The organism is Pseudomonas sp. H3(2019) (assembly GCF_007713465.1).
Classification (GTDB): domain Bacteria; phylum Pseudomonadota; class Gammaproteobacteria; order Pseudomonadales; family Pseudomonadaceae; genus Aquipseudomonas.
Genome location: NZ_VMSG01000001.1, coordinates 182341 through 209154 on the forward strand (window position 1 = coordinate 182341; position 26814 = coordinate 209154).

Here is a 26814-nt window from a genome sequence, read left to right on the forward strand (position 1 = left end):
CTCGAGTGATCGAGGCTTTTTCATGGGCGCGATTTACGCGTTTTGCAGCACGGCCTTCACCGCAGCCACCGAACGCTCGACATCGTCTTTGCTCATGGCCGTGAACATCGGCAGCGAAACGATCAGGCGACCGACGCGTTCGGACACCGGGAACATGCCTTCCTTGAAACCGCGTTCGCGGTAAAGGCTCAGCAGGTGGATCGGCGGGTAGTGGTAGCCGATGCCGACGCCCAGTTCCTGCATTTGCTCCATGAAGGTCGCACGGGCCGGTTTGCCGTCCTTGCGCTCTGGCAATACCAGCTGGAACAAGTGCCAGTTGCTGTTGGTGAAGTCTGCCGGTGGCAGCTGCGCACCGTACTTGGCTTCGAAATCGCTGCCGAAGCAGGCGAAGTAATGCTTGGCCAGTTCGCGGCGGTGAGCGGTGATGGCTTCGATGTGGGCGAATTGGCCCAGGCCAATGGCTGCTGCCACGTCGGTCATGTTGAACTTGCCGCCCAGCACGTCGACGTCCAGGCCGTCGAAGCCGGTACGGGTCACGCCTTGCAGGCGATATTTCTCGGCCAGGCGCACTTCTTCAGCGTTGTTCAATACCAGGCAGCCACCTTCCGAGGAGGTAACGTTCTTGTTTGCCTGGAAGCTGAACGACACGAAGTCGCCCGTGGCGCCGATGCGCTGCCCATTCCAGCTCGAACCCAATGCCTGGGCGGCGTCTTCGATAATGCGCAGGCCGTGTTTCTTGGCGATCGCGTACAGGCGGCTCATGTCCACCGGCAAACCAGCCAGGAACACCGGGATAATGGCCTTGGTGCGCGGGGTGATGGCCGCTTCGAGCTGGTCCAGGTCAATGTTGCGGGTGATCGGGTCGATGTCGGCAAACACCGGGGTGGCGCCGACTTCGAGAATCACGTTGGCCGTGGCGACCCAGGAAATCGGCGTGGTGATGACTTCATCACCGGCACCGATCCCGGCGATGCGCAGGGCGATCTCCATGGTGCAGGTCCCGGAGTTGAACGTGCGCACCGGACGGCCGCCAAAAAACTCCGAGAGCTGGGCTTCGAATGCCTGAACCTTGGGCCCGCTGGTGATCCAGCCGGAGCGCAAGACATCGCCGACAGCGGCAATCGTGGCTTCATCGATAGTAGGTTTGGAAAACGGCAGAAAAGGCAGTTGGCTCATGACGATCAGTGCACCCGATTGGCTGACGGTAGTTATATGCGCCGCACATGATGAGCCTGATTGAGCAAAGACGCCATGCCGAGTGCACAGGGGGAGCTATGCTGCTTTGATCGAGTTGCATCGACGTTGAGCGCCATTCAAGAGAGAGCCTGTCATGCCCCAGTTGCCATCCTTGAGCCAGTTACGAGACCCGAATGCCTTTCTGCGGCGCCACCTGGGGCCGGACACCGCCGAGCAGCAGGCGATGCTCGACAGCCTCGGGCTCGGCAGCCGTGTCGAGCTGATCGAGCAGACGGTGCCGCCGGGCATTCGCCTCAATCGCGTACTGGACTTGCCGCCTGCGCTCGATGAAGAGGCCGCGCTGGCAAAGCTGCGCGGCTATGCCGAACAGAATCAGGTCTGGACCAGCCTGATCGGCATGGGTTACCACGGCACCCTGACGCCTGCGGTGATCTTGCGCAACGTGCTGGAAAATCCCGGTTGGTACACCGCTTACACGCCTTATCAGCCGGAAATTGCTCAGGGGCGACTCGAAGCGCTGCTCAATTTCCAGCAATTGACCATCGACCTGACGGGCCTGGAACTGGCCAACGCCTCGTTGCTCGACGAAGCCACGGCGGCGGCCGAAGCCATGGCACTGGCCAAGCGTGTCGCGAAGTCGAAAAGCAATCTGTTCTTCGTCGACGAAAACTGCCATCCACAGACCCTCTCCGTGGTGCGGACCCGCGCTGAAGGCTTTGGCTTCGAGCTGATCGTCGACACTGTGGATAACCTGAAACAGCATCAAGTGTTCGGCGCGCTGCTGCAGTATCCCGATACCCATGGCGAAATCCGTGACCTGCGGCCGTTGATCGATCACTTGCATGCGCAGCAAGCGCTGGCCTGCGTTGCAGCTGATCTGCTGAGCCTGTTGTTGCTGACGCCGCCAGGTGAAATGGGCGCTGATGTGGTATTCGGCTCGTCCCAGCGCTTTGGCGTACCGATGGGCTACGGCGGCCCGCACGCAGCGTTTTTCGCCAGCCGCGATGAATACAAACGAGCGATTCCCGGACGGATCATCGGCGTTTCGAAAGATGCTCGCGGCAACGTCGCGCTGCGTATGGCCCTGCAAACCCGCGAGCAACACATCCGTCGCGAGAAGGCCAATTCGAACATCTGCACGGCCCAGGTGTTACTGGCCAATATCGCCAGTTTTTACGCGGTCTACCATGGCCCGCAGGGGCTTAAACGGATTGCGCAACGGATACACCGGCTAACCTGCATTCTCGCCGCCGGGCTTGAGCGCAACGGCATCACCCGGCTCAATCAGCACTTCTTCGACACCTTGACCCTTGAAGTCGGCGGCAGCCAGACCGCAATCATCGACAGCGCCAAAGCGGCGCAGATCAATTTGCGGATTCTTGGGCGCGGGCAGGTGGGCTTGAGTCTCGACGAGAGCTGCGATGAACGCACGGTGGCGAAGCTGTTTGATGTGTTCCTGGGCGCCGATCACGGGCTTGATGTCGCCGAGCTGGATGGCGAGCCGCTGGGCTCCGGGGTTCCCGACGGTTTGTTGCGGACCACGCCGTATTTGCGCCATCCGGTGTTCAACGCCCATCACAGCGAAACCGAAATGCTGCGTTACCTCAAACAACTGGAGAACAAGGACCTGGCGCTCAACCAGTCGATGATCCCACTGGGTTCCTGCACCATGAAGCTCAACGCCAGCAGCGAGATGATCCCGATCACCTGGCCGGCGTTCGCCAACCTGCACCCGTTTGCACCGAAGGAGCAGGCGGTGGGTTATTCGCTGATGATCAGCGAACTGGAAAGCTGGCTCTGCGCGATCACCGGTTTTGATGCGATCTGCATGCAGCCCAACTCCGGCGCCCAAGGTGAATACGCCGGGTTGCTGGCGATCCGCAAATACCATGAAAGCCGTCAGCAAGGTGCACGGGACATCTGCCTGATTCCCGCGTCTGCCCACGGCACCAACCCGGCCTCGGCGCAGATGGCCGGGATGCGGGTGGTGATCGTCGACTGCGACGATGCCGGTAACGTCGATCTCGATGACCTGAAAGCCAAGGCGACGGCTGCCGGCGACAAGCTCTCTTGCCTGATGGCCACTTACCCTTCGACCCATGGGGTGTATGAAGAGGGCATCAGCGAAATCTGTGAAGTTATCCACAGCCACGGCGGTCAGGTGTACATGGACGGCGCCAACCTCAATGCACAGGTTGGGCTGGCCCGCCCGGCGGATATCGGCGCTGATGTCTCGCACATGAATCTGCACAAGACCTTCTGCATTCCCCATGGCGGAGGCGGGCCGGGGATGGGGCCGATTGGTGTGCGGGCGCATTTGGCGCCGTTTGTTGCCAATCACCCGGTGGTGCCGATCGAGGGACCCCATCCGCAGAATGGCGCAGTCAGCGCGGCGCCCTGGGGCAGTGCGAGCATTTTGCCGATCAGCTGGATGTACATCGCGATGATGGGGCCGCAGTTGGCGGATGCCAGCGAGGTGGCGATTCTCTCGGCCAACTACCTGGCGAAGCATTTGTCCGGTGCGTTCCCGGTGCTCTACACCGGGCGCAACGAGCGGGTGGCACACGAATGCATCCTCGACTTGCGACCGCTCAAGGCGCAGACCGGTATCAGCGAAGAAGACGTCGCCAAGCGGCTGATGGATTACGGTTTCCATGCGCCGACCATGTCTTTCCCGGTGCCGGGTACGTTGATGGTTGAACCGACCGAAAGCGAGTCGAAGGCGGAACTGGATCGCTTTATCAGCGCGATGCTGAGTATTCGCGCGGAAATTGCCGAGGTGCAGAATGGCAATTGGTCTGCCGAGGACAATCCGTTGAAACGCTCACCGCATACGTTGGCGGACATTACCGGTGTCTGGGATCGGCCCTACAGCATCGAGCAAGCGGTGACCCCGGACACGCACACCAGGCTGCATAAATACTGGCCGACGGTGAACCGCGTGGACAACGTTTACGGGGATCGCAACCTGTTCTGCGCCTGCGTGCCGGTGGACGAATACCGCTGAAATGCGTAAATCAAATGTGGGAGCGAGCTTGCTCGCGATGGCGGTGTAACAGTCAGCAAAAATGTTGAATGTTATGGCCTCATCGCGAGCAAGCTCGCTCCCACAATGGATCGCATTTTTACAGCAACAGAATTATTCCGGGGCAACCGCGTTCTTGGCCAGGATTGCGTTGGCCAATTCCATGTCGGTAGCCTTCAAGCCCGGGTTGTCGGCACGGACTTTCTGCATGGCAGATTCCAGGTACGGACCACGGATATTGCCGTCACTGGCTACGAAACTGCTGGCGTCGTCCTGAGCGGCAACGACCAGCTTGTGATCCCTGGAGGTCAGGTAGGTGGACGCGGTGGTCGCACCTGAGGAAATAACTTCTTGCAAGATGCCGTCATGGTCATGGTCGCGGTCATGGGCCATTGCTGAACCTGCAGACAGGGACAGCAAGGCAAGCGTAGCGGCGGCAAGTTTAAAACGCATTGTGGGTGACTCCAGTGGGGTTTCTGGCGGGTTGGATTGCCAATACCCCAAACGAGTTCCGTAGCGTTCATCGGCCTGTTCGACCAGGATACCGCCCCTATTTCTGCTCACTCTGCGGCGTCACTCGCAGCACCTCTTCAATCGTCGTCAGCCCCGCCGCCACTTTTTGCGCACCCGACAGCCGCAGGCTGCGCATGCCTTCCTTGAACGCCTGGCGACGCACGGCGAACAGGTCGGTGTCGGGGTTGATCAGGGCTTTGACGCTGTCGGTCATTTGCATGATTTCGTAGACCCCGGCGCGTCCGTGATAACCGGTGTCGCGGCACTCCAGGCAGCCAATCGCGCGTTGGGCGTTGCTCGGTAATGGTGCTTGCCAGGGACGGGTCAAGGTTTGCCAGTCATCTTCGCCCAGCGTCAGCGGTGCCTTGCAATGCGGGCACAGCGTGCGGACCAGACGTTGTGCCATGACTCCCAGCAGGGTGGCTTTGATCAGGTAATGCGGCACGCCGAGTTCCAGTAAGCGGCTGATGGCGCTCGGTGCGTCGTTGGTGTGCAGGGTCGACAACACCAGGTGCCCGGTGAGTGCCGCTTGAATGGCCATTTCGGCGGTTTCGAGGTCGCGGATCTCGCCGATCATGATGATGTCCGGATCTTGTCGCATCAATGCGCGCACGCCGCTGGCAAAGGTCAGGTCGATGTTGTGCTGGACCTGCATCTGATTGAACGCCGGCTCGACCATTTCGATCGGATCTTCGATGGTGCAGAGGTTGACCTCTGGCGTCGCGAGTTTTTTCAGCGTGGTGTAGAGCGTGCTGGTCTTGCCCGAACCGGTCGGTCCGGTGACCAGAATGATGCCGTTGGGCTGGCGGGTCATGTCCTGCCAGCGGCGCAGATCATCGGCAGAAAACCCGAGCTGGTCGAAGTCCTTGAGCAGTACTTCCGGATCGAAGATCCGCATGACCATTTTTTCCCCGAATGCCGTAGGTAGCGTCGACAGCCGCAACTCCACTTCGCCGCCGTCCGGGGCCTTGGTCTTGACCCGGCCATCCTGGGGTTTGCGTTTTTCCGCGACGTTCATTCGCCCCAGGCTTTTCAGGCGACTGACGATTGCCATGGTCACCTGCGGTGGAAATTGATAGACGTTGTGCAACACGCCGTCGATGCGAAAGCGCACGGTGCCTTGCTCGCGCCGTGGCTCGATATGGATATCACTGGCACGCTGCTGGAAGGCGTACTGGAACAACCAGTCGACGATGTTGACGATGTGCGCGTCATTGGCGTCCGGCTCCTGATCGCTGGCGCCGAGGTTGAGCAACTGTTCGAAGTTGCCCAGGGTGTTCATGTGCTGATCGGCATTGGTCGCGCCGCTGACCGATTTGGCCAGGCGGAAGAACTCCACGCTGAAGCGCTGGATGTCCGCCGGGTTGGCCACCACCCGTTTGATCGGCAACTGTAGAACGTGGGTCAGGTCGGCTTCCCAACTGCGCACATAAGGCTGCGCGCTAGCGACAGTGACGGCGTCGCGGTCGATCGCTACCGCGAGGATCTTGTGGCGTTGGGCAAAGGCGTAGGACATCAACGGGGTAATTTGCGCGACGTTTATTTTCAGCGGATCGATGCGCAAGTAAGGCTGGCCGGCCTGCAGCGAGAGCCACAGGGTCAGGCTTTCCAGGTCCAGGCGTTTGCCGGGGCGGCTGAGGTCGTCGAGGTGTTGGCTGGCGAGGAATTCCAGCGGGTGCAACTGGCTGTTGCTGGCATTGCGGCGGGTGGTCAGCGCGTGTTCGGCCGAGTCCTGGCTGATGAAGCCTTGGGCGACCAGTTCGCGCAGCAGGTCATTGAGATCCAGCCAGCGATCCTGAGTGGCGAGTTGAACGGACATCCGGGCTCCTTATGGAAACGATCCTGCAACGAGCGGTTTAGACAGGTGCGTCTGTGACCACAGATGCCAAGAATAGTCCCCACAAGGGCCGGCCGTTCGGCCATCGGCCGATTCATCATTGCGAGTCTTTACCGGCGTGCTTCAGCCTGTCGCCTGTGCAGGCTGAACCCATTGCGAATCAGCTGCTTGCAGTTCCACCGAGCAGACACTGATCAGGTTACGTAATTTTTCCGCGATCACTTGGGCGCGGTGCCAGCTCAAGCCGTCCATGACAATACCGATCGACAGCAGGTCGTCGTCGCGCAACACATTGACCTGCTGCGGCACCAGAAACTGCAACGCGAAAAGATTCAGCGCCCGGCACAACACGTCCGGTTCGGCCTCGGCCAGCAGTTGGTAGTGCACGCGACAATGGGCATTACTGACGTTCCACACGTCGGCACGGGTAGGGGTGTTGTTGACGGCTTCGAGCGGGGGCATGGTCGGTCTCCAAATAATTGGAGAAATTTTTACATTCGGTGCCGGGTATTTCTTATCTATGATGAGGTTAATTGGCCTTATATCGAATCAAACAATTCTCAAATAATATATTTTAGGGTTTTTCTATGCATAGCGAACTTGACGTGTATGACCGACGGATTCTGGCGCTGCTGCAAGAGGACGCCTCACTCTCCAGTGCGCAGATTGCCGAGCAGGTCGGGTTATCGCAGTCGCCGTGCTGGCGGCGCATTCAGCGGATGAAGGAGGAGGGGGTTATTCGCGGGCAAGTGACGTTGCTCGATCGCAAGAAAATCGGCCTCAACACGCAGATCTTCGCCGAGATCAAACTCAACGCCCACGGGCGTTCGAACTTCACGGAATTCACCGAGGCGATTCGCGGCTTTCCGGAAGTGCTGGAGTGTTATGTGCTGATGGGGGCGGTGGATTTCCTGTTGCGGATCGTCACGGCAGACATCGAAGCCTATGAGCGCTTCTTCTTCGAGAAGCTGTCGATGGTGCCGGGGATTCAGGAGGTCAACTCGATCGTGGCCTTGTCGGAGATCAAGTCCACGACGAGTTTGCCGGTCTAAAGCTCTGTGGTGAATGTGCTGGCCTCATCGCGAGCAGGCTCGCTCCCACATTGGTTGCGGTGTACGCAAATCCCCTGTGGGAGCGAGCCTGCTCGCGATGGCGGTATTACATACGCAACAACATCTTCCACGCGCGGTTCTGATACACCGCAATCGCCTGCTGCTTGCGTGCATCCAGCACTTCGTCGGTGATCGGCTCGTTGGCCAGTTGCGCGAGTTTGTTCAGCTCACCATACAGGCGATCCATTTCCGGGATGTCCAGCACGTTGCGGGCATGGTGCAGCCAGGCCTGGATGCGTTCGATGCGCGGCAGTTGCTCAGCCAGGTCTTCCGGCTGTTGTTGATAGCGCTGCAATTGCAGGGACGTCGCTTCTTCGCCCAGCAGGCGCGGTAACCAGTTGCCCAGTTGTGCAGCGCCCTGGCGATTGCCGCGAACGTTGCGATCGGCAGCCCAGGTACGAGCCAGCAACCAGCGTGAAGTGTTCAGGGAGAACAGGCCCCAGCGCGGGTCTTCCAGTTCTTCGAGGAACTGCTCCGGCGCGGCTTTGCGCACGTCTTCGTCATCCAGACCGGCTTGTACCAGCGGGCGCCAGTCTTCCAGCAAGGCATCCAGCGCCAGACGCAGGTCGTGAGTCGACTGACGGGGTGCGGCTTGACCCAAGCTGCTGAGTAGCGCGCGCAATTCAGCGAGGTTTTCGACCCAGTCCTGCAACAGCCGCCAGTGGCCGTTGAAGCGATATTGCTCGGCCAGACGCTGACTGCTGCCCAGCAAGTGCCAGCTCAGCGCGGCGAACGCGTCGTCCAGCGGCAGCTCAAAGGTCAGTTCCGGTGCGGGCAGGCTCAACGAATAGCTGTTGGCGTCGAACAGGCGGTAGCCGCGCTCGGCCTTGCTGATATCGCACGGCATCAGCGCCAGGGTCGCGGCCAACTCGGCGGCCAGCTCCAGCAACGCAGCGGGTTCGCCTTCGCGCAGTTCCAGTTCCAGCTCGCAGATTTCTTCTTTCTGCTTGCCGACAATCACGTGGCCCAAGTCCAGTGCGGCTTCGATGACCACTTTGGTCTTGCCACGGCCCCAGGCGATTTCTGCGCGTTCACGTACGAAATCGGTGGTGAAGATCGGCTTCAGGGTTTTTTTGTCCAGTTCGGCCAGTTCTTCGGGCCAGCATTCGCCGTCGAGTTTTTTCACGTCGAGCTTGGCTTTGGGCAGGTTCCAGTCGTATTCGTTACGCTCGGACAGACCGGCCACACTGTGGCCACGGGTCTTGAGCGTTTGAATGACTTCTTCGCCATCGAGGCGCAGGCGCAGGGCGACCTTGGCGCGGGCCAGGTCACGCTCTGGCGTGTCGAAGTACTGGTTCATCAACTCACGGCGTTCCCAGCCACTTTTGTTGCGTTTTTTCAGTAGCGGGTGCTCGCGCAGGGCGGCGAGGGTTTCGCGGCTGACGCGGAGTTTGATTTCGGTTTCTTTCTGCATGGCCGGAAAATCCAGGATCGGGAGCGCAGCCGGGGGAATGTGTGGCTGCCAAGGTCGTGCAGTGTACAGCACTCACTAAACCTACGCGCCGCGACGGTTTATTCCTGTCGCCAGATGGTTCTATGATGGACTTCAATTTGGGAGTTGGGAGTCAGCGATGCCTTTGCCGTCCATGAAAGACCAGTTCGCTGCGCTGATCGCCGCACCGTCCGTCAGCTGCACCCAACCCAGCCTCGATCAATCCAATCGCGCGGTCATTGATCTGCTGGCGACCTGGCTCGGCGACCTGGGCTTTTCGTGCGAAATCCAGCAAGTCAGCCCCGGCAAATTCAACTTGCTCGCCAGTTTTGGCAGCGGTCCCGGCGGGCTGGTATTGGCCGGGCACAGCGACACGGTGCCGTTCGACGGCGCGTTGTGGCAGACCGATCCGCTGAAACTCACCGAAGTCGACGGTCGCTGGGTCGGTCTTGGCAGTTGCGACATGAAGGGTTTTTTCGCGCTGGCTATCGAAGCCGTGCTGCCGCTGCTGGATAAACCGTTCAAGCAACCGCTGATGATCCTCGCCACCTGTGACGAAGAAAGCTCCATGGCTGGCGCCCGGGCGTTGGCTGCTGCCGGCCGGCCATTGGGCAGGGTTGCAGTGATCGGTGAACCGACAGGCTTGAAGCCGATCCGTCTGCATAAAGGCGTGATGATGGAGCGCATCGACATTCTCGGTCAGAGCGGTCACTCGTCCGATCCGCGCCTGGGCCATAGCGCACTTGAGGCCATGCACGATGCGATGGGCGAGTTACGTGGCTTGCGCCTGCAATGGCAGAGCGAGTTTCGCAATCCGCAGTTCAGCGTGCCACAACCGACACTGAATTTCGGCTGCATCCACGGTGGTGACAATCCGAACCGGATCTGCGGTCAATGCTCACTGGAGTTCGACCTGCGGCCCTTGCCGGGCATGGACCCGAACGCATTGCGTGCGGCGATCCGGCAGAAACTCGAACCGGTCGCCGAACTCCATCAGGTGAAGATCGACTACGCTCCACTGTTCCCTGAAGTACCGCCTTTCGAGCAGGCGGCCGACTCGGAACTGGTGCAGGTCGCCGAAAGACTCACCGGCCACCTTGCCGAAGCAGTAGCGTTCGGCACTGAAGCGCCTTATCTTCAGCGTCTTGGCTGCGAGACATTGGTGCTTGGCCCAGGCGATATCGCCTGCGCCCACCAACCAGGGGAATACCTTGAAATGTCACGTTTGCAGCCTACCGTGCATCTATTACGTCAACTGATCGAACACTACTGCCTGACCCCGGCGTGATTAAATCCCGGGGCATCCAACCTGTATTCATGAGGAGAGCGCGCGTGTCGCCAAGCCTGTTTCGACGATAACCATCAGCCCGCTGTGCGTTTTGCTTCGTCCTTTTTATCGGCTGCTATTTGTTACAGGCGCAGGTGTTATGCCCGAATACGTTAACTGGCTTCGTCACGCTTCCCCTTACATCAACGCTCACCGCGATTGCACCTTCGTCGTCATGCTGCCCGGCGACGGTGTCGAGCACCCGAACTTCGGCAATATCGTCCACGACCTGGTGCTGCTGCACAGCCTGGGTGTGCGGCTGGTATTGGTTCACGGTTCGCGTCCGCAAATTGAAACCCGTCTCGCCGCACGTGGCCTGACTCCGCATTACCACCACGGGATGCGCATCACCGATGCGGCGACCCTGGAGTGTGTGATCGATGCGGTGGGTCAACTGCGCATTGCTATCGAGGCGCGCTTGTCGATGGACATGGCGTCTTCGCCGATGCAGGGCTCGCGTCTGCGGGTGGCCGGCGGCAACCTGGTGACCGCACGGCCGATCGGTGTGCTCGAAGGTGTCGACTATCACCACACCGGCGAAGTGCGCCGGGTCGACCGCAAGGGCATCAACCGTCTGCTGGATGAGCGCTCCATCGTGTTGTTGTCTCCGCTGGGCTACTCGCCGACCGGGGAAATCTTCAACCTGGCGTGCGAAGACGTCGCCACTCGCGCTGCCATCGATCTGGGCGCCGACAAACTGCTGCTGTTCGGCGCGGACCTGGGGCTGATCGATGAAAACGGCCGTCTGGTCCGCGAGCTGCGTCCGCAGCAGGTGCCGGCGCACTTGCAGCGTTTGGGCGCGAACTATCAGGCAGAGTTGCTGGATGCCGCGGCTGAAGCTTGCCGAGGCGGCGTCGGCCGTAGCCATATTGTCAGTTATGCCGAAGACGGCGCGCTGCTGACCGAGCTCTTCACCCGTGACGGTGGCGGTACGCTGGTGGCCCAGGAGCAATTCGAAGTAGTGCGCGAAGCGGCTATCGAAGACGTCGGCGGGTTGCTGGATCTGATCAGCCCGCTGGAAGAGCAGGGGATTCTGGTGCGTCGTTCGCGCGAAGTGCTGGAGCGCGAAATCGAGCAGTTCAGCGTGGTCGAGCGTGAAGGCATGATCATCGCCTGTGCGGCGCTGTATCAGATCGCTGACTCGGATGCCGGGGAACTGGCCTGTCTGGCAGTGAACCCGGAGTACCGTCACGGCGGCCGTGGTGATGAATTGCTGGAACGGATCGAGACCCGGGCTCGTGCCCAAGGGCTCAAAACCCTGTTCGTCCTCACTACCCGTACTGCGCACTGGTTCCGCGAGCGTGGCTTTGTGCCCAGCAGCGTCGAGCGCCTGCCGTCGGCCCGGGCCTCGCTGTACAACTATCAGCGTAATTCGAAGATCTTCGAAAAAACTCTGTAACCTGAGGCGCTTAGACTCCACCCCCGAGGCTGACGGATCGTGGCAATAAGTCGATCGTTTTTGTCATTTTGCTGCTTGTTACGGTGTTCAGCGAGCGGGCGGAAAAAAATCTACTACTGTATACAAACTGTAACAATTTGACGGGAAGATGCACGTTTCGCCATGATGGCGTCGCTTATTTGATCGTGATTGACGTAAGAGGAATTACGTGGGCACGAATGGAACTAAAGAAGCGTTTGTAAATACCATTTAGGAATTAGCTCGTGGGCCGATACCTCAGCATCCGGTTCGGTTCACGCGTGTTGAGCTATATTCCCGAATCGTATGAAAAATGAATAAATAATTCTTTTTGGGTTTATGAGAAATTCACTAACCTGAACGGGCCAAACACGGCGATTAGACCAAGGTCGTAGATGCGACTGCTTACGATTGACTTATCGGTCACGGTCTTGCGCTAATCGCGCATCGATGGGAACCGGGGCGTCAGATCCTGGACCAGAGTGCACAAAAATTAGAAACGTAGAGGAGCGAAACATGAATAAGTCCACCTTGGCCCTGGCTGTGGCCGTAGGGGTTTTGGCGCAGCAGGCAAGCGCCGCCGGTTTCATCGAAGACAGTAAGGCGACCCTGAGCACGCGTACTTTCTACATCAACACCGATAACCGCGATTCCGACACCAAAGCCGCAAAAGCCCCAAGCAAGATAGAAGAGACTGGGCAAGGCTTCCAGCTCAACTTCACCTCGGGCTTTACCCAAGGTACTGTCGGCTTCGGTGTTGACGCCATTGGTCAGTACGGCGTGAAACTGGATTCCAGCCCGGAGAAGCACGGTAACCCTACCGGTACCGCTTCCGGTGGTACCGTGTTCCCGAGCCAGGGCAACGAAGCTGTCAACGATTTCGCCAGCCTGGGCCTGACCGGCAAGGTCAAGGTTTCGCAGACCGTGCTGAAAATCGGTACCCTGCAGCCTAACAACCCGGTCATCAAGTACAACGATGGTCGTATGCTGGCGCAAACCTTCACCGGCGGCGAGCTGGTCTCGAACGAGATCAAGGACCTGACCCTGACTGCGGGCGAAATCAACGAGGCCAAAGGGCGTAACTCCAGCAACGACGAAGGTCTGTCCCTCGCCGGTGCCAACGGTGGCTCCAACTACGACGCAGGCAAGTTCTCCAACAAGTTCTACTACGGTGGTGCTGACTACAAGATCACCAAGGACCTGACCGCTTCGTACTACTACGGCGAGCTGAAGGACTTCTACTCGCAGAACTTCCTGGGCCTGGTGCATAACTGGTCCATCGGTCCTGGCGTCCTGAAAAGTGACCTGCGCTACTACCGTAGCCGTGACAACGGCTCCAACGGTAGCGACAAGAGCTACTTCACTACCGGCTACTACCCGGACAACACTCCTCTGGCTAACACTACCAAGGGCAAGGTCGACAACAACCTGTACAGCTACCTGGCCCTGTACTCGGTTGAAGGCCACACCTTTGGTGCTGGTTACCAGTACAGCAACGGCGAAAGCGATTTCCCTTGGCTGAACCAGGGTGACGGTTCGTCCAACAGCACCATCACCGACATGCAGATCCAGAAGTTTGCCCGCGCTGGCGAACGTACCTGGCAAGCTCGCTACGCCTATGACTTCGCCAAAGTCGGTGTTCCAGGCCTGACCGCTGGCATCATCTATCTGCGCGGCAGCAACATCGACACTGCTGGCAAAGTCGGCAGCACTCAGACACTGACTGGCGGCTACGGCAGCAGCGAGTGGGAACGTGACCTGACCCTGGCTTACGTGGTTCCACAAGGCCCACTGAAGAACCTGGGCGTGGCGTGGAAAAACGCTATGTGGCGCAACGACATCCCGGGTCAACGCGACCAGGATGAAAACCGTGTGATCGTCAGCTACTCGATCCCGCTGTTGTAATACCCAGGCGTTTGTAAGCCTGTATAAAAAGCCCCGCTCGGCGCAAGCCTGGCGGGGCTTTTGTGTTTCAAGTCGGGCCCACCCCCGCAGGCCCGCCTTCACTTCCCTCTTCGCAGCAACTCAAGGCCTTCTCGAACCCTGGTTCCAAGAGTGGTCTTTGCTCGCGTATGCGTCCAGTGAACAGATGTTTAATATTCATTTTAGATCTAAATAAATCGATATTTATTCTTTTTAATAAGCGGTGACAATAGGCACAGTAGGCTCATCACGCACTCACCAGGAGCAGCACCATGAGCCTCAGACTGGGCGACATTGCCCCCGATTTCGAACAGGATTCCAGCGCCGGCACTATCCGTTTTCACGAGTGGCTGGGCGATAGCTGGGGCGTGCTGTTTTCCCATCCGGCGGACTTCACACCGGTGTGCACCACGGAGCTGGGGTTTACCGCCAGGCTCAAGGACGAGTTCGCCCAGCGCGGCGTCAAGGCCATTGCACTCTCGGTCGACCCGGTGGACTCGCACCACAAGTGGATCGAAGATATCAACGAAACCCAGAACACCCTCGTCAACTTTCCGATCCTCGCCGACGCCGACCGCAAGGTCTCCGACCTCTATGACCTGATTCACCCGAATGCCAACGACACCCTGACCGTGCGTTCGCTGTTTGTGATCGATCCGAACAAGAAGGTTCGCCTGACCATCACCTATCCGGCCAGTACCGGACGCAATTTCCACGAGATCCTGCGGGTGATCGACTCATTGCAACTCACCGACAACTACAAAGTGGCCACCCCGGCCAACTGGCAGGACGGTGATGAAGTGGTGATCGTGCCATCGTTGAAGGATGAAGAGGAAATCAGCAAACGCTTCCCTAAAGGCTACCGCGCAGTGAAACCGTATCTGCGCCTGACGCCACAACCCAACAGGTAAGCCATGGAGATCGTTCCCACGCTCTGCGTGGTAATGCAGCCCGTGACGCTCCGCGTCACTGGAGGCGGAGCGTCCCTAGAGGCATTCCCACGCGGAGCGTGGGAACGATCAGTAGGGGGCAGGCCGTTTCGACGGCTTTTTTTTTCGTCTGGAGAACGGTGTCATGCATATGCATTTAAAGAATAAACACATAAATAAATATGATTTATGGATATATAAATCAGCTGGTAAGGTCTGTCCATTGTCGCGAGATCGCACACTGCGAATCGCCGGAAACGCTTAAGGAATAGCCGCATGCTGGTCGTCTCACTCGGAGGAAGTCCCAGCCAACGCTCCCGCTCCGGGGTGCTGCTGGATCGCTCCCAACGCTGGTTGCAGCAACACGGTGTAGAGGTGGTGAGTTATCAGGTACGGGACTTCCCGGCCGAAGACTTGCTGCATGCACGCTTCGACAGCCCGAAGGTGATCGACTTGTTGCAACAGATTGAAAACGCCGATGGCTTGTTGATTGCCACGCCGGTCTATAAGGCGTCGTTTTCCGGCGCACTGAAAACCGTGCTGGATCTGCTGCCGGAGCGCGCCCTGAGCCACAAGGTTGTACTGCCCATGGCCACTGGCGGCAGCATCGCCCACATGCTGGCCGTGGATTACGCGCTCAAGCCGGTGCTGTCGGCGCTGAAAGCCCAGGAAATGCTCCACGGAATTTTCGCCGAGGACAGCCAGATCGCTTATGGCGAAGGCAGTGCCCAGGCACAGTTGTCACCGGCACTGGAACAGCGCTTGTATGAGGCGCTGGAGCAGTTCTTCAGTGCCATGGCCCGTCGGCCCAAGCCGCTGGACCCAAACCTGTTGAATGAGCGTTTATTGAGTGCTCGCTGGAGCATTTGATCAAGTAATTCCCACCTTACTGGTCCGCTAACGGGCAAGCAGGTGCAGCCAAAACCCAATTGCAAAAAGGAGAGCGCTATGCGCCCTGTCATTTTGCGTCGTGGTCTGGTCGCTCTGTTTGCTGCGGCTGTGTCCTTCGGCGTCATTACTCAAGTTCAAGCGGCCGAGACCTTGCGAATCGGCTATCAAAAGTACGGCACTCTGGTGCTGCTCAAAGCCCGTGGCTCGCTGGAGAAACGCCTCGCTGCCCAAGGCATCAGCGTGCAATGGACTGAGTTTCCCGGCGGTCCGCAACTGCTCGAAGGGCTGAACGTCGGCTCGATCGATTTTGGCGTGACCGGCGAAACGCCACCGGTGTTCGCTCAGGCGGCCGGTGCCGATCTGCTCTACGTCGCTTACGAGCCACCCGCGCCGACCAGCGAAGCGATCCTGGTGCCGAAAGACTCGGCGATCAAATCGGTACAGGACCTCAAGGGCAAGAAGGTCGTCCTCAACAAAGGCTCCAACGTGCACTACCTGCTGGTGCGCGCACTGGAAGACGCCGGTCTCAAGTACACCGACATTCAAACCGTATTCCTGCCGCCGGCCGATGCCCGTGCGGCGTTCGAACGCGGCAGCGTCGATGCCTGGGTGATCTGGGACCCGTACCAGGCCGCTGCCGAACAGCAACTGCACGCGCGCACCCTGCGCGACGGCAGCGGCATCGTCGACAACCATCAGTTCTACCTGGCGACCAAGCCTTACGCCGAAAAACATCCGGACGTGATCAAGGCTCTGGTGGAGGAAGTCCGCACCATCGGCGAATGGTCCAAAGCCAACCCTGAAGAAGTCACCCAACAAGTCTCGCCGCTACTCGGCTTGCCGGCAGACATCACCCTGACCGCGGTGAAACGCCAGGGCTACGGTGCGCATTTCCTCACGCCGCCAGTGATCGCGGCCCAGCAGAAAATCGCCGACAGCTTCTACCAGCTCAAATTGATTCCGAAACCCCTGAGCATCAAAGACGTGATCTGGACGCCACCGGCAGCCGTTGCCACTGCGCCGTAATTCGATTTCCTTAGGAGACCACTCCATGAGCCTTAATATTTTCTGGTTCCTGCCTACTCACGGTGACGGCCATTACCTTGGCACCGCCGAAGGCGCTCGCGCCGTCGACCACGGTTATTTGCAGCAAGTCGCCCAAGCGGCGGACCGCCTGGGTTTTGGCGGGGTGCTGATTCCCACCGGCCGTTCCTGCGAAGACTCGTGGCTGGTGGCTGCATCGCTGATTCCGGTGACCCAGCGCTTGAAGTTTCTGGTTGCGTTGCGCCCCGGGATCATTTCCCCGACGGTGGCTGCGCGCCAGGCGGCGACCCTGGACCGCTTGTCCGGTGGGCGTGCGCTGTTCAACCTGGTGACGGGCGGCGATCCGGAAGAGCTGGCCGGCGACGGATTGTTCCTCAGTCACGAAGAACGCTATCAGGCCTCGGTGGAATTCACCCGGATCTGGCGTCGGGTACTGGAAGGCGAGACGGTCGACTACGACGGTCAGCACATCAGCGTGAAGGGCGCGAAATTGCTCTATCCGCCGATCCAGCAACCGCGTCCGCCACTGTACTTCGGTGGCTCTTCTGAAGCGGCTCAGGATCTGGCTGCCGAGCAGGTCGAAATGGTCCTGACCTGGGGCGAGCCACCGGCCGCCGTCGCCGAGAAAATCGAACAGGTACGCGCCAAGGCCGCGAAGCTTGGACGCACCGTGCGTTTCGGTATTCGTTTGCATGTGATCGTCCGTGAAACCAACGCCGAAGCCTGGCAAGCAGCGGATCGATTGATCTCCCATCTGGACGACGACACCATCGCCCGCGCCCAGGCCTCGTTGGCGCGCTTCGACTCGGTCGGCCAGCAGCGCATGGCCGCGCTGCACGGCGGCAGCCGCGACAACCTCGAAGTCAGCCCGAACCTCTGGGCCGGCGTCGGTCTGGTGCGTGGCGGTGCCGGCACCGCATTGGTCGGCGACGGCCCGACCGTGGCCGCACGGGTCAAGGAATACGCGGAGTTGGGAATCGATACCTTTATCTTCTCGGGCTACCCACATCTGGAGGAATCGTATCGGGTCGCGGAGTTGTTGTTCCCGCACCTCGATATTGAGCGTCCCGAGTTGCCAAAAAGCGCCGGTTACGTCAGCCCGTTCGGCGAGATGGTGGCCAACGACATTCTTCCCAAAGCCGCGTCCCAGAGCTGAGGCGCGCCATGAGAAGGGAAAAACTCATCCACAGCCTCGCGCCGTGGGCCTTGCCGGTGCTGCTACTGGCGGTATGGCAGTTGTCGGTGTCGGCAGGCTGGTTGTCGACACGGATTTTGCCGGCACCGAGTGCAGTGATCGAAGCGGGCGTGAGCCTGGTGCGCAGTGGCGAAATCTGGAAACACCTGGCCATCAGCGGCTGGCGCGCCGGCATTGGTTTTGTGATTGGCGGCGGTATCGGTCTTGCGCTGGGCTTCATCACCGGGCTATCGAAATGGGGTGAACGCGTGCTCGACAGCTCGGTGCAGATGATCCGCAACGTGCCGCATCTGGCGCTGATTCCGCTGGTGATCCTCTGGTTCGGCATTGATGAGTCGGCGAAGATTTTTCTGGTGGCGTTGGGGACGTTGTTCCCGATCTACCTCAACACTTACCACGGTATCCGCAACGTCGACCCGGCCTTGGTCGAGATGGCGCGCAGTTACGGGTTGTCCGGTTTCAGCCTGTTCCGTCAGGTGATTCTGCCGGGCGCGCTGCCTTCGATTCTGGTGGGCGTGCGCTTTGCCCTGGGCTTTATGTGGCTGACCCTGATCGTCGCGGAGACCATCTCCGCCAGCTCCGGCATCGGCTACCTGGCGATGAATGCCCGGGAGTTCTTGCAGACGGATGTGGTGGTGCTGGCGATTGTTCTGTACGCGGTGCTTGGCAAACTGGCCGACCTCGCGGCGCGTGGTCTGGAGCGGGTCTGGTTGCGCTGGCATCCGGCCTATCAAGTGGCCAAGGGTGGTGCAGCATGACCGCTCAACAACCTCCACGCCTGCTGCGCGGAATCCCGCTGGCGGTGCGCAAACTGCAAAAAACCTTTGGCGCGCGGCAGGTGCTGCGCGAGATCGATCTGCACATTCCGGCCGGTCAGTTCGTGGCCGTGGTCGGCCGCAGCGGCTGTGGCAAAAGTACCTTGCTGCGCCTGCTGGCGGGCCTTGATCAACCCTCGGGCGGTGAGCTGTTGGCCGGTTCCGCACGGCTCGACGAGGCGCGCGAAGACACCCGGCTGATGTTTCAGGAAGCGCGTTTGCTGCCGTGGAAAAAGGTCATCGACAACGTCGGCCTCGGGCTCAAGGGCGACTGGCGCCAGCAGGCGCTGGACGCACTCGATGCCGTGGGCCTGGCAGATCGCGCCGATGAATGGCCGGCCGCATTGTCCGGCGGGCAGAAGCAGCGGGTGGCCTTGGCGCGGGCGCTGATCCATCAGCCGCGCTTGCTGTTGCTCGACGAACCGCTGGGCGCACTGGATGCACTGACCCGGATTGAAATGCAGCAACTGATCGAACGCCTTTGGCAACAGCACGGTTTTACCGTGTTGCTGGTGACCCACGACGTCAGCGAAGCGGTGGCGATTGCCGACCGGGTGTTGCTGATCGAAGAGGGCGAAATCGGCCTCGACCTGCAGGTCGAACTGCCGCGCCCTCGGGTTCGTGGTTCCCATCGGTTGGCAGCGCTGGAGACCGAAGTGCTCAACCGCGTGCTGTCACTGCCGGGTTCACCGCCGGAGCCGGAACCTGTTTCACCCTTGCCCACGCAATTGCGCTGGGCTCACTGACTCAATGTTCTCCCAACGACAGGAATCAACCTCATGACGATCAAAGCCATCAACGTTCGCAACCAGTTCAAAGGCACCATCAAGGAAATCGTCGAAGGTGACGTGCTTTCGGAAATCGATGTTCAGACAGCGTCCGGCATCGTCACCTCGGTCATCACCACGCGCTCGGTCAAAGAGCTGGAACTGGTGATCGGCAGCGAAGTCATCGCCTTCGTGAAATCCACCGAGGTGTCGATCGCCAAGTTGTAAGTTCTTTGAGGTTCGATCGTTCCCACGCAGAGCGTGGGAACGATTATCAGGTGTGAATAACGCGCTTTGGCAGGTACGGCGGCAGATACAGCCCCAGATAAGCATCAAACACCCGCATCCCTTCCTCGGCCATGCGCGGGGTGATCTGCCCGTGCTGTTGCACCGAGCGTGCATAGACGCGATCGCCCAGCTCCATGGCCAGCGCGAACACATCGACGTCCTTGGGTAGCGTCGGTAGTTCGAAATGCTGATCGAAGAGTTTGTGCATCAGGTCGCCGAGCTCGATGTCGTGCTGGCGGTCGGCCTGGGTGACTTCGGTCAGGCCGTGCTGCGCGAGGATCAGTTGGCGGGCGGCGGCGTCTTCGCTGTAGATGGCGAGCATGCGTTGTTCGACCAGTCGCGACAGATCACGCCAGCCATTCAGCGAGTCGACGTCGATAGGTTCTTGCAGGCACGCGCGAAAAGCGCTGTGGACATCGGCGGTCAGGGCTTCGAGCAAGGCCGGGACACTGGCGAAAAAGTGGTAGACCGATGACGGCGGGATCTCGGCGCGCTCGGCGACGCTGTAGATCGACAGGCTGGCCACGCCCTCGGCGGCCAGCAGCGTGCGGGCGGCGTCGAGTATCGAGTCGATCCGGGCCTGACTGCGTGCGCGGGGTTTGCGAAGGGGGGCGGTGCGCGTCATTGAACTCTCCTGCAGGGCAGCGGGCATTGTACGAGGCAGGTTGTGTGTTGTCTTGTCGGCCGCCATCGCGAGCAGGCTCGCTCCCACAGAGGATCTCCGGTGTACCCCAGGTTTATGTTCAACACTTATCCATAGTGGGAGCGAGCCTGCTCGCGATCCGCCGAAGGCGGCCATAAAAAAACGCCGTGGGCATTGAAGCCCACGGCGTTGTTTTTTTGCTACAGCCGCTTACACGGTGTGCAGGTACCAGTTGTACTCGAGGTCGGAGATGGAGTGTTCGAACTCTTCCAGCTCACTCTCTTTACAGGCGACAAAAATGTCGATGTATTTCGGATCGATGTACTTGGCCATGACTTCGCTGTCGTCCAGCTCGCGCAGTGCATCACGCAGGTTGTTCGGCAGGCTTTGCTCGTTCTGCTCGTAGCTGTTGCCTTCGACCGGTGCGCCCGGTTCGATCTTGTTGACCAGACCGTGGTGCACGCCCGCCAATACCGAAGCCATCAGCAGGTACGGGTTGGCATCGGCGCCAGCAACGCGGTGTTCGATACGTACGGCATCGGAAGAGCCTGTCGGTACGCGAATCGCCACGGTACGGTTGTCCAGGCCCCAGCACGGCGAGTTCGGCACGTAGAACTGTGCGCCGAAACGACGGTACGAGTTGACGTTCGGGCAGAGGAAGGCCATCTGCGCCGGTAGGGTCTCGAGCACACCGCCGATCGCGTGACGCAGTGCGGCGTTCTGCTCGGGATCCTCACTGGCAAAAATGTTCTTGCCGTCTTTATCGAGAATCGAGATGTGGACGTGCAGACCGTTACCCGCCTGGCCTGGGTAAGGCTTGGCCATGAAGGTGGTGTCCATTTCATGGTCGTAGGCGATGTTTTTGATCAGACGCTTGAGCAGTACCGCGTAATCGCAGGCCTTGATCGGGTCGGCAACGTGGTGCAGGTTCACTTCGAACTGCGCCGGAGCACTTTCCTTGACGATCGCGTCGGCAGGGATGCCTTGCTCTTTCGCACCTTCCAGAATGTCCTGGAGGCAGTCGACGTATTCGTCGAGGTCGTCGATCAGGTAAACCTGGGTCGAGTGTGGACGTTTGCCGGACACCGGCGAGCGTGGAGGTTGCGGCCGGCCATTCACGTTCTCCTGGTCGATCAGGTAGAACTCAAGCTCGAACGCGGCGCAGATGGTCAGGCCCATGTCGTCGAACTTGCGCACCACGTTGGCCAGCACTTCACGCGGGTCGGCGAAGAACGGCTCGCCTTCGAGTTCGTGCATGGTCATCAACAGTTGCGCGGTCGGGCGCTTCTGCCAGGGTTCATTGCACAGGGTATTGGGGATTGGATAGCAGATTCGGTCAGCATCACCGATGTCCAGGCCCAGGCCGGTGCTTTCCACCGTCGAGCCATTGATATCCAGAGCAAATAGGGAGGCCGGCAGGTTGATGCCTTTCTCGTAAACCTTGTGGAGGCTGGTGCGTTCGATGCGCTTGCCGCGCACCACACCATTCATATCCGCAATCAGAAGGTCAACGTACAGAACCTCAGGATGTTCCTTAAGGAACGCGTTCGCTTCGTTAAGCTGAACGGCACGCGGGGGTACCGACATGATGCAACACCTTTGTTGTTAAAAATATCAATCATTGATCTTTTCGGATTCCAGTCAACCCGAACGGCATGCCGAAGTCAAGCGAGGCCTTTTTTGCCCTAAAAAAGCGCTCGAAGGGCATTTTTGAGGCGCTTTGGGGCATTTTTGTGCCTTCGGGGTCTTTGGCGGCCGCAGGCTTGAGCGGGGCGTGTTGTATTTTTTACGGGGGTGTTGTGTAAAAAAATGAACAACGCTAAGCTCAAATCAAACCCATAACAGCAATAATACCGGGGTGCTTCATGTCTCGCCTGCCGTTAATCGGCGTCACCGACTGCTCAAGACAGATCGGTTTGCATGCTTATCACATCACCCGCGATAAGTACGTCCGCGCAGCGGCCACCGTTGCCAAGGACCTGCCGTCGATACTTCCGTCACTGGCGGAACTGCTCGATCCGACCGATATTATTGACGGTCTGGATGGCATCCTGTTTACCGGCTCTTCTTCTACTGTAGAACCTTTTCACTATAGCGGTCCTGCCAGCACGCCGGGAACTGCTCATGATCCTGCACGCGACGCCACCACCCTTTCGTTGATACGCGCCGGCAAGCGTGCAGTACAACGCGACGCGGATGCGTCAAACAACGCCTGACGTTTAAAGACGTCAGGACACTCAGCCCAGAGGCATTTATGAGTAACAACCTCGACCAGCTCACCGATTGGTTGAAAGACCACAAGATCACAGAAGTCGAATGCATGATTGGCGATCTGACCGGGATCACCCGTGGCAAGATCTCGCCGACCAACAAGTTCATTGCCGAAAAAGGCATGCGCCTGCCCGAGAGTGTGCTGTTGCAAACAGTGACGGGCGACTACGTCGAAGATGACATCTATTACGAACTGCTCGACCCGGCCGACATCGACATGATCTGCCGCCCGGACTCGAACGCGGTATTCCTCGTGCCGTGGGCCATCGAGCCGACCGCACAGGTGATTCACGACACCTATGACAAGCAGGGCAACCCGATCGAGCTGTCGCCGCGCAACGTGCTCAAGAAAGTCCTGAAGCTCTATTCCGACAAGGGCTGGCAGCCCATCGTGGCGCCGGAGATGGAGTTCTACCTGACCAAGCGTTGCGAAGACCCGGACTTCCCGTTGCAGCCGCCGATTGGCCGCTCCGGTCGCCCGGAAACCGGTCGTCAGTCGTTCTCCATTGAAGCGGCCAACGAATTCGACCCGTTGTTCGAAGACGTCTACGACTGGTGCGAACTGCAAGAGCTGGATCTGGACACACTGATCCACGAAGACGGCACGGCGCAGATGGAGATCAACTTCCGTCACGGCGACGCGCTGTCCCTGGCCGACCAGATCCTGGTGTTCAAGCGCACCATGCGCGAAGCGGCGCTCAAGCACGACGTGGCCGCGACCTTCATGGCCAAGCCGATGACCGGCGAGCCGGGCAGTGCGATGCACTTGCACCAGAGCATCATCGACATCGAAAGCGGCAAAAACGTCTTCTCTAATGAAGACGGGACGATGAGCGAGCTGTTCCTGCACCACATCGGTGGCTTGCAGAAGTTCATCCCCGAGCTGTTGCCGCTGTTCGCCCCCAACGTCAACTCGTTTCGCCGCTTCCTGCCGGATACCTCGGCGCCGGTGAACGTGGAGTGGGGCGAAGAAAACCGCACCGTCGGCCTGCGAGTCCCGGACGCAGGCCCGCAAAACCGTCGGGTGGAAAACCGCCTGCCGGGCGCCGATGCCAACCCTTACCTGGCGATCGCCGCGAGCCTGCTCTGCGGTTACATCGGCATGGTGGAAGGCATCAACCCGAGCGCACCCGTGGTTGGACGGGGTTACGAGCGACGCAATCTGCGTCTGCCGCTGACCATCGAAGACGCACTGGAACGCATGGAACACAGCGCGACCATCGAGAAGTATCTGGGCAAAAAATTCATTACTGGCTACGTCGCGGTCAAGCGGGCCGAGCATGAAAACTTCAAGCGCGTGATCAGTTCGTGGGAGCGGGAGTTCCTGTTGTTTGCCGTCTGATGCGCCGGGTGCGGCCCTGAAAAGCCGCACTCTCACCCAACCAGGAGAGCTTTATGACCAGCAAGAACCCGCAAACCCGTGAATGGCAAACACTGAGCCGCGAACACCACCTGGCGCCTTTCAGCGACTTCAAACAGCTGAAGGAGAAAGGCCCGCGGATCATCACCAACGCCAAGGGCGTTTACCTCTGGGACAGTGAAGGCAACAAGATCCTCGACGGCATGGCCGGTCTGTGGTGCGTGGCCATCGGTTACGGTCGCGATGAACTGGCCGATGCTGCCAGCAAACAGATGCGCGAGCTGCCTTATTACAATCTTTTCTTCCAGACCGCCCATCCACCGGTACTGGAACTGGCCAAGGCCATCTCGGACATCGCGCCGGAAGGCATGAACCACGTGTTCTTCACCGGTTCTGGCTCTGAAGGCAACGACACCATGCTGCGCATGGTTCGTCACTACTGGGCGATCAAGGGCCAGCCGAAGAAGAAGGTCATCATCAGCCGCAAAAACGGCTACCACGGCTCGACCGTGGCCGGCGCCAGCCTGGGCGGCATGACTTACATGCACGAGCAGGGCGACTTGCCGATCCCGGGCATCGTTCACATCCCGCAGCCGTACTGGTTCGGTGAGGGGGGCGACATGAGCCCCGAAGAGTTCGGTATCTGGGCCGCCAACCAGCTGGAAGAAAAGATTCTCGAACTTGGCGTCGACACGGTCGGTGCGTTCATTGCCGAGCCGATTCAGGGCGCCGGCGGCGTGATCATTCCGCCAGACAGCTACTGGCCGCGCATCAAGGAAATCCTCGCCAAGTACGACATCCTGTTCGTGGCCGACGAGGTGATCTGTGGTTTCGGTCGTACCGGCGAGTGGTTCGGCAGCGATTTCTACGGCCTCAAGCCCGACATGATGACCATCGCCAAAGGCCTGACGTCCGGCTACATCCCGATGGGTGGGCTGATCGTGCGTGACGAAGTGGTCGAGGTACTGAACGAAGGGGGCGACTTCAACCACGGTTTCACCTATTCCGGGCACCCGGTCGCCGCTGCGGTGGCACTGGAGAACATTCGTATTCTGCGCGAAGAGAAAATTATCGAGCGCGTTCGTGCAGAAACGGCACCTTATTTGCAAAAGCGTCTACGGGAACTGAACGATCACCCGCTGGTGGGTGAAGTTCGTGGGGTAGGTCTGTTGGGGGCTATCGAACTGGTTCAGGACAAGGCGACCCGTGCGCGGTATGTCGGTAAGGGGGTTGGCATGATCTGCCGGCAGTTCTGCTTCGACAACGGGCTGATCATGCGCGCCGTGGGCGACACCATGATCATCGCTCCGCCACTGGTCATCACCAAAACCGAGATCGATGAACTGGTGACCAAGGCGCGCAAGTGCCTGGACCTGACCCTGAGTGCGCTGCAAAGCTAAGTGCTAGGCTCTGAGCGAGGTCCGTGGCTGGCACTTCGCTCAGGGCGCACAAAGGTTGGGTCTTTCCTTGAAAGCCTGCCTTGTAACTTGCCAGACTATCCGCTGTTTGAGTTGCCAGGGAATCGGCCGCTGGATTTTGGTTCACAAAAATAATGTGGTTAAAAAGAATAATTGGAGCATTACGCATGAAGGCATTAGGTTTGAAGAAAACTGGCAAGACACTGCTCGCCTTGTCCCTGATGGGCGTGATGGCTGGGGCAGCCCAGGCCGACGATAAAGTCCTGCACGTTTACAACTGGTCCGACTACATCGCACCGGACACCATCGCGAACTTTGAAAAAGAGTCCGGGATCAAGGTCGTCTACGATGTGTTCGACAGTAACGAAACCCTCGAGGCCAAGTTGCTGGCCGGCAAATCCGGTTATGACGTGGTTGTGCCGTCCAACAACTTCCTGGCCAAGCAGATCAAGGCTGGTGTTTACCAGGAACTGGACAAGTCCAAGCTGTCCAACTACGGCAACCTGAACAAGTCGCTGCTCAAGGCGGTTTCTGTCAGCGACCCGGACAACAAGCATGCCTTCCCTTACATGTGGGGCTCGATCGGTATCGGTTACAACGCCGAGAAGGTCAAGGCCGCGCTGGGCATCGACAAAATCGACTCCTGGGATGTCGTGCTCAAGCCGGAGAACATTGCCAAGCTCAAGAGCTGCGGCGTGAGTTTCCTCGATTCGCCGACCGAAATGCTGCCGATCGCCCTGCATTACCTGGGCCTGCCAACCGACAGTCAGAAAAAGGAAGATCTGAAGAAGGCTGAAGAGCTGTTCCTGAAGATTCGTCCTTCGATCACCTACTTCCACTCGTCCAAGTACATCTCGGATCTGGCCAACGGCAACATCTGCGTAGCCGTCGGCTATTCGGGTGACGCCCAGCAGGCCAAAACCCGTGCCGCCGAAGCCGGTGACAAGGTGAAAGTCAGCTACGCCATTCCGAAAGAAGGCGCCGGCAGCTTCTACGACATGGTCGCTATCCCTAAAGATGCGGAAAACGTCGAGGGTGCCTACAAGTTCATGAACTACCTGTTGCAGCCGAAAGTGATGGCTGAAATCACCAACGCCGTGCGTTTCCCTAACGGCAACGCCGAAGCCACTCAGTACGTGAACAAGGACATCACCTCGGATCCGGGCATTTACCCGACTGCCGATGTGCAAGCCAAGCTGTATGCAATCGCCGATTTGCCAGCCGCTACCCAGCGTGAGCTGACCCGTAGCTGGACCAAGATCAAATCGGGTAAATAAGCCGGTTTGAGGCAATCACCTGTTGCCGTTGTCGCTCTGGCGGCGGCAGCAGGAATAATTAAATGACAGAAAGTTTTGCTGGAAAGGTTTATCGAGGGTAAGTTGCGCGCCGGTTTTGTTGCCAGGCAGCCAT

General features: G+C 59.3%; 22 protein-coding genes and 1 pseudogene. 16 read left to right on the forward strand and 7 right to left on the reverse strand.

The features are described from left to right. Window positions 1-33: 33 nt before the first annotated feature. Window positions 34-1176, reverse strand: coding sequence for a DegT/DnrJ/EryC1/StrS aminotransferase family protein (locus FPT12_RS00910; protein WP_145014230.1), 1143 nt, complete (start codon window positions 1174-1176; stop codon window positions 34-36). A 154-nt stretch (window positions 1177-1330) separates the two neighbouring features. Here FPT12_RS00910 and gcvP point away from each other — a divergent pair, with 154 nt between their 5' ends. After that, window positions 1331-4204, forward strand: coding sequence for an aminomethyl-transferring glycine dehydrogenase (gene gcvP, locus FPT12_RS00915; protein ID WP_145014231.1), 2874 nt, complete (start codon window positions 1331-1333; stop codon window positions 4202-4204). 132 nt (window positions 4205-4336) lie between these two features. On the opposite strand, the gene FPT12_RS00920 is transcribed toward gcvP, so the two are convergent. The 3 genes from FPT12_RS00920 to FPT12_RS00930 form a co-directional block, all read right to left on the reverse strand. Continuing rightward, the gene (locus FPT12_RS00920; RefSeq protein WP_145014232.1) at window positions 4337-4675 is read right to left on the reverse strand and encodes a DUF2388 domain-containing protein; all 339 of its coding nucleotides are present in this window, start codon (window positions 4673-4675) and stop codon (window positions 4337-4339) included. 97 nt (window positions 4676-4772) lie between these two features. Continuing rightward, a complete protein-coding gene (locus FPT12_RS00925; RefSeq protein WP_145014233.1) occupies window positions 4773-6554 on the reverse strand; it encodes a GspE/PulE family protein in 1782 nt (593 codons plus the stop codon). A 141-nt stretch (window positions 6555-6695) separates the two neighbouring features. Continuing rightward, on the reverse strand, window positions 6696-7034 hold the full coding sequence (locus FPT12_RS00930; protein WP_145014234.1) for a hypothetical protein: 339 nt from the start codon (window positions 7032-7034) through the stop codon (window positions 6696-6698). 125 nt (window positions 7035-7159) lie between these two features. Between FPT12_RS00930 and FPT12_RS00935 the strand changes: the two genes are divergently transcribed. Continuing rightward, window positions 7160-7624 (forward strand): Lrp/AsnC family transcriptional regulator, encoded by a 465-nt coding sequence (locus tag FPT12_RS00935; RefSeq protein ID WP_145014235.1) that lies wholly within the window; start codon window positions 7160-7162, stop codon window positions 7622-7624. Window positions 7625-7730: 106 nt separating this feature from the next. Here FPT12_RS00935 and FPT12_RS00940 read toward each other — a convergent pair whose 3' ends face one another. Beyond that, window positions 7731-9098, reverse strand: coding sequence for an inorganic triphosphatase (locus tag FPT12_RS00940; protein WP_145014236.1), 1368 nt, complete (start codon window positions 9096-9098; stop codon window positions 7731-7733). A 157-nt stretch (window positions 9099-9255) separates the two neighbouring features. Between FPT12_RS00940 and argE the strand changes: the two genes are divergently transcribed. From argE to FPT12_RS00990, 10 genes are all read left to right on the forward strand, one after another. Next, window positions 9256-10404: an acetylornithine deacetylase gene (gene argE, locus FPT12_RS00945; RefSeq protein WP_145014237.1), complete on the forward strand. Its 1149-nt coding sequence runs from the start codon at window positions 9256-9258 to the stop codon at window positions 10402-10404. Between the two features lie 139 nt (window positions 10405-10543). Continuing rightward, window positions 10544-11842: an amino-acid N-acetyltransferase gene (gene argA / locus FPT12_RS00950; protein ID WP_145014238.1), complete on the forward strand. Its 1299-nt coding sequence runs from the start codon at window positions 10544-10546 to the stop codon at window positions 11840-11842. 534 nt (window positions 11843-12376) lie between these two features. After that, window positions 12377-13765, forward strand: coding sequence for an OprD family porin (locus FPT12_RS00955; RefSeq protein ID WP_145014239.1), 1389 nt, complete (start codon window positions 12377-12379; stop codon window positions 13763-13765). 290 nt (window positions 13766-14055) lie between these two features. Next, window positions 14056-14694 (forward strand): peroxiredoxin, encoded by a 639-nt coding sequence (locus FPT12_RS00960; protein WP_145014240.1) that lies wholly within the window; start codon window positions 14056-14058, stop codon window positions 14692-14694. A 294-nt stretch (window positions 14695-14988) separates the two neighbouring features. Next, the gene (ssuE, locus tag FPT12_RS00965) at window positions 14989-15582 is read left to right on the forward strand and encodes an NADPH-dependent FMN reductase (protein WP_145014241.1); all 594 of its coding nucleotides are present in this window, start codon (window positions 14989-14991) and stop codon (window positions 15580-15582) included. Window positions 15583-15660: 78 nt separating this feature from the next. Then, entirely contained in the window at window positions 15661-16629 is a 969-nt protein-coding gene (locus FPT12_RS00970; RefSeq protein WP_145014242.1) for a sulfonate ABC transporter substrate-binding protein, read from the forward strand. Between the two features lie 25 nt (window positions 16630-16654). Continuing rightward, window positions 16655-17803, forward strand: a complete 1149-nt coding sequence (ssuD, locus tag FPT12_RS00975) for an FMNH2-dependent alkanesulfonate monooxygenase (RefSeq protein ID WP_145014243.1) — start codon at window positions 16655-16657, stop codon at window positions 17801-17803. Window positions 17804-17811: 8 nt separating this feature from the next. Continuing rightward, window positions 17812-18600 (forward strand): aliphatic sulfonate ABC transporter permease SsuC, encoded by a 789-nt coding sequence (ssuC, locus tag FPT12_RS00980; protein WP_145014244.1) that lies wholly within the window; start codon window positions 17812-17814, stop codon window positions 18598-18600. Continuing rightward, window positions 18597-19403, forward strand: a complete 807-nt coding sequence (gene ssuB / locus FPT12_RS00985) for an aliphatic sulfonates ABC transporter ATP-binding protein (RefSeq protein ID WP_145014245.1) — start codon at window positions 18597-18599, stop codon at window positions 19401-19403. Before ssuC ends, ssuB begins: the two co-directional genes overlap by 4 nt. Before the next feature lie 33 nt (window positions 19404-19436). After that, entirely contained in the window at window positions 19437-19652 is a 216-nt protein-coding gene (locus FPT12_RS00990; RefSeq protein ID WP_003213899.1) for a molybdopterin-binding protein, read from the forward strand. 46 nt (window positions 19653-19698) lie between these two features. Here FPT12_RS00990 and FPT12_RS00995 read toward each other — a convergent pair whose 3' ends face one another. Beyond that, window positions 19699-20337: a TetR/AcrR family transcriptional regulator gene (locus FPT12_RS00995; RefSeq protein ID WP_145014246.1), complete on the reverse strand. Its 639-nt coding sequence runs from the start codon at window positions 20335-20337 to the stop codon at window positions 19699-19701. Between the two features lie 228 nt (window positions 20338-20565). Beyond that, on the reverse strand, window positions 20566-21942 hold the full coding sequence (locus FPT12_RS01000) for a glutamine synthetase family protein (RefSeq protein WP_145014247.1): 1377 nt from the start codon (window positions 21940-21942) through the stop codon (window positions 20566-20568). A gap of 278 nt (window positions 21943-22220) precedes the next feature. On the opposite strand from FPT12_RS01000, the pseudogene FPT12_RS01005 reads away from it, so the two are divergent. The 4 genes and pseudogenes from FPT12_RS01005 to FPT12_RS01020 form a co-directional block, all read left to right on the forward strand. Continuing rightward, window positions 22221-22535, forward strand: a pseudogene (locus tag FPT12_RS01005) (gamma-glutamyl-gamma-aminobutyrate hydrolase family protein); the annotation flags it as partial. A 74-nt stretch (window positions 22536-22609) separates the two neighbouring features. Next, the gene (locus tag FPT12_RS01010) at window positions 22610-23968 is read left to right on the forward strand and encodes a glutamine synthetase family protein (protein ID WP_019694153.1); all 1359 of its coding nucleotides are present in this window, start codon (window positions 22610-22612) and stop codon (window positions 23966-23968) included. A gap of 53 nt (window positions 23969-24021) precedes the next feature. Next, on the forward strand, window positions 24022-25386 hold the full coding sequence (locus FPT12_RS01015) for an aspartate aminotransferase family protein (RefSeq protein ID WP_145014249.1): 1365 nt from the start codon (window positions 24022-24024) through the stop codon (window positions 25384-25386). A gap of 200 nt (window positions 25387-25586) precedes the next feature. Next, on the forward strand, window positions 25587-26681 hold the full coding sequence (locus tag FPT12_RS01020) for a polyamine ABC transporter substrate-binding protein (RefSeq protein ID WP_145014477.1): 1095 nt from the start codon (window positions 25587-25589) through the stop codon (window positions 26679-26681). Window positions 26682-26814: the final 133 nt, after the last annotated feature.

Coding starts and splice junctions, on each gene's coding strand:
- FPT12_RS00955 (WP_145014239.1), top strand. CDS start 12,377: ATGAATAAGTCCACCTTGGCCCTGGCTGTGGCCGTAGGGGTTTTGGCG.
- FPT12_RS01000 (WP_145014247.1), bottom strand. CDS start 21,942: ATGTCGGTACCCCCGCGTGCCGTTCAGCTTAACGAAGCGAACGCGTTC.
- ssuE (WP_145014241.1), top strand. CDS start 14,989: ATGCTGGTCGTCTCACTCGGAGGAAGTCCCAGCCAACGCTCCCGCTCC.
- FPT12_RS01015 (WP_145014249.1), top strand. CDS start 24,022: ATGACCAGCAAGAACCCGCAAACCCGTGAATGGCAAACACTGAGCCGC.
- ssuD (WP_145014243.1), top strand. CDS start 16,655: ATGAGCCTTAATATTTTCTGGTTCCTGCCTACTCACGGTGACGGCCAT.
- FPT12_RS00920 (WP_145014232.1), bottom strand. CDS start 4,675: ATGCGTTTTAAACTTGCCGCCGCTACGCTTGCCTTGCTGTCCCTGTCT.
- FPT12_RS01010 (WP_019694153.1), top strand. CDS start 22,610: ATGAGTAACAACCTCGACCAGCTCACCGATTGGTTGAAAGACCACAAG.
- argE (WP_145014237.1), top strand. CDS start 9,256: ATGCCTTTGCCGTCCATGAAAGACCAGTTCGCTGCGCTGATCGCCGCA.
- ssuC (WP_145014244.1), top strand. CDS start 17,812: ATGAGAAGGGAAAAACTCATCCACAGCCTCGCGCCGTGGGCCTTGCCG.
- ssuB (WP_145014245.1), top strand. CDS start 18,597: ATGACCGCTCAACAACCTCCACGCCTGCTGCGCGGAATCCCGCTGGCG.
- gcvP (WP_145014231.1), top strand. CDS start 1,331: ATGCCCCAGTTGCCATCCTTGAGCCAGTTACGAGACCCGAATGCCTTT.
- FPT12_RS00970 (WP_145014242.1), top strand. CDS start 15,661: ATGCGCCCTGTCATTTTGCGTCGTGGTCTGGTCGCTCTGTTTGCTGCG.
- FPT12_RS00990 (WP_003213899.1), top strand. CDS start 19,437: ATGACGATCAAAGCCATCAACGTTCGCAACCAGTTCAAAGGCACCATC.
- FPT12_RS00960 (WP_145014240.1), top strand. CDS start 14,056: ATGAGCCTCAGACTGGGCGACATTGCCCCCGATTTCGAACAGGATTCC.
- FPT12_RS00940 (WP_145014236.1), bottom strand. CDS start 9,098: ATGCAGAAAGAAACCGAAATCAAACTCCGCGTCAGCCGCGAAACCCTC.
- FPT12_RS00925 (WP_145014233.1), bottom strand. CDS start 6,554: ATGTCCGTTCAACTCGCCACTCAGGATCGCTGGCTGGATCTCAATGAC.
- FPT12_RS00935 (WP_145014235.1), top strand. CDS start 7,160: ATGCATAGCGAACTTGACGTGTATGACCGACGGATTCTGGCGCTGCTG.
- FPT12_RS00995 (WP_145014246.1), bottom strand. CDS start 20,337: ATGACGCGCACCGCCCCCCTTCGCAAACCCCGCGCACGCAGTCAGGCC.
- FPT12_RS00930 (WP_145014234.1), bottom strand. CDS start 7,034: ATGCCCCCGCTCGAAGCCGTCAACAACACCCCTACCCGTGCCGACGTG.
- argA (WP_145014238.1), top strand. CDS start 10,544: ATGCCCGAATACGTTAACTGGCTTCGTCACGCTTCCCCTTACATCAAC.
- FPT12_RS00910 (WP_145014230.1), bottom strand. CDS start 1,176: ATGAGCCAACTGCCTTTTCTGCCGTTTTCCAAACCTACTATCGATGAA.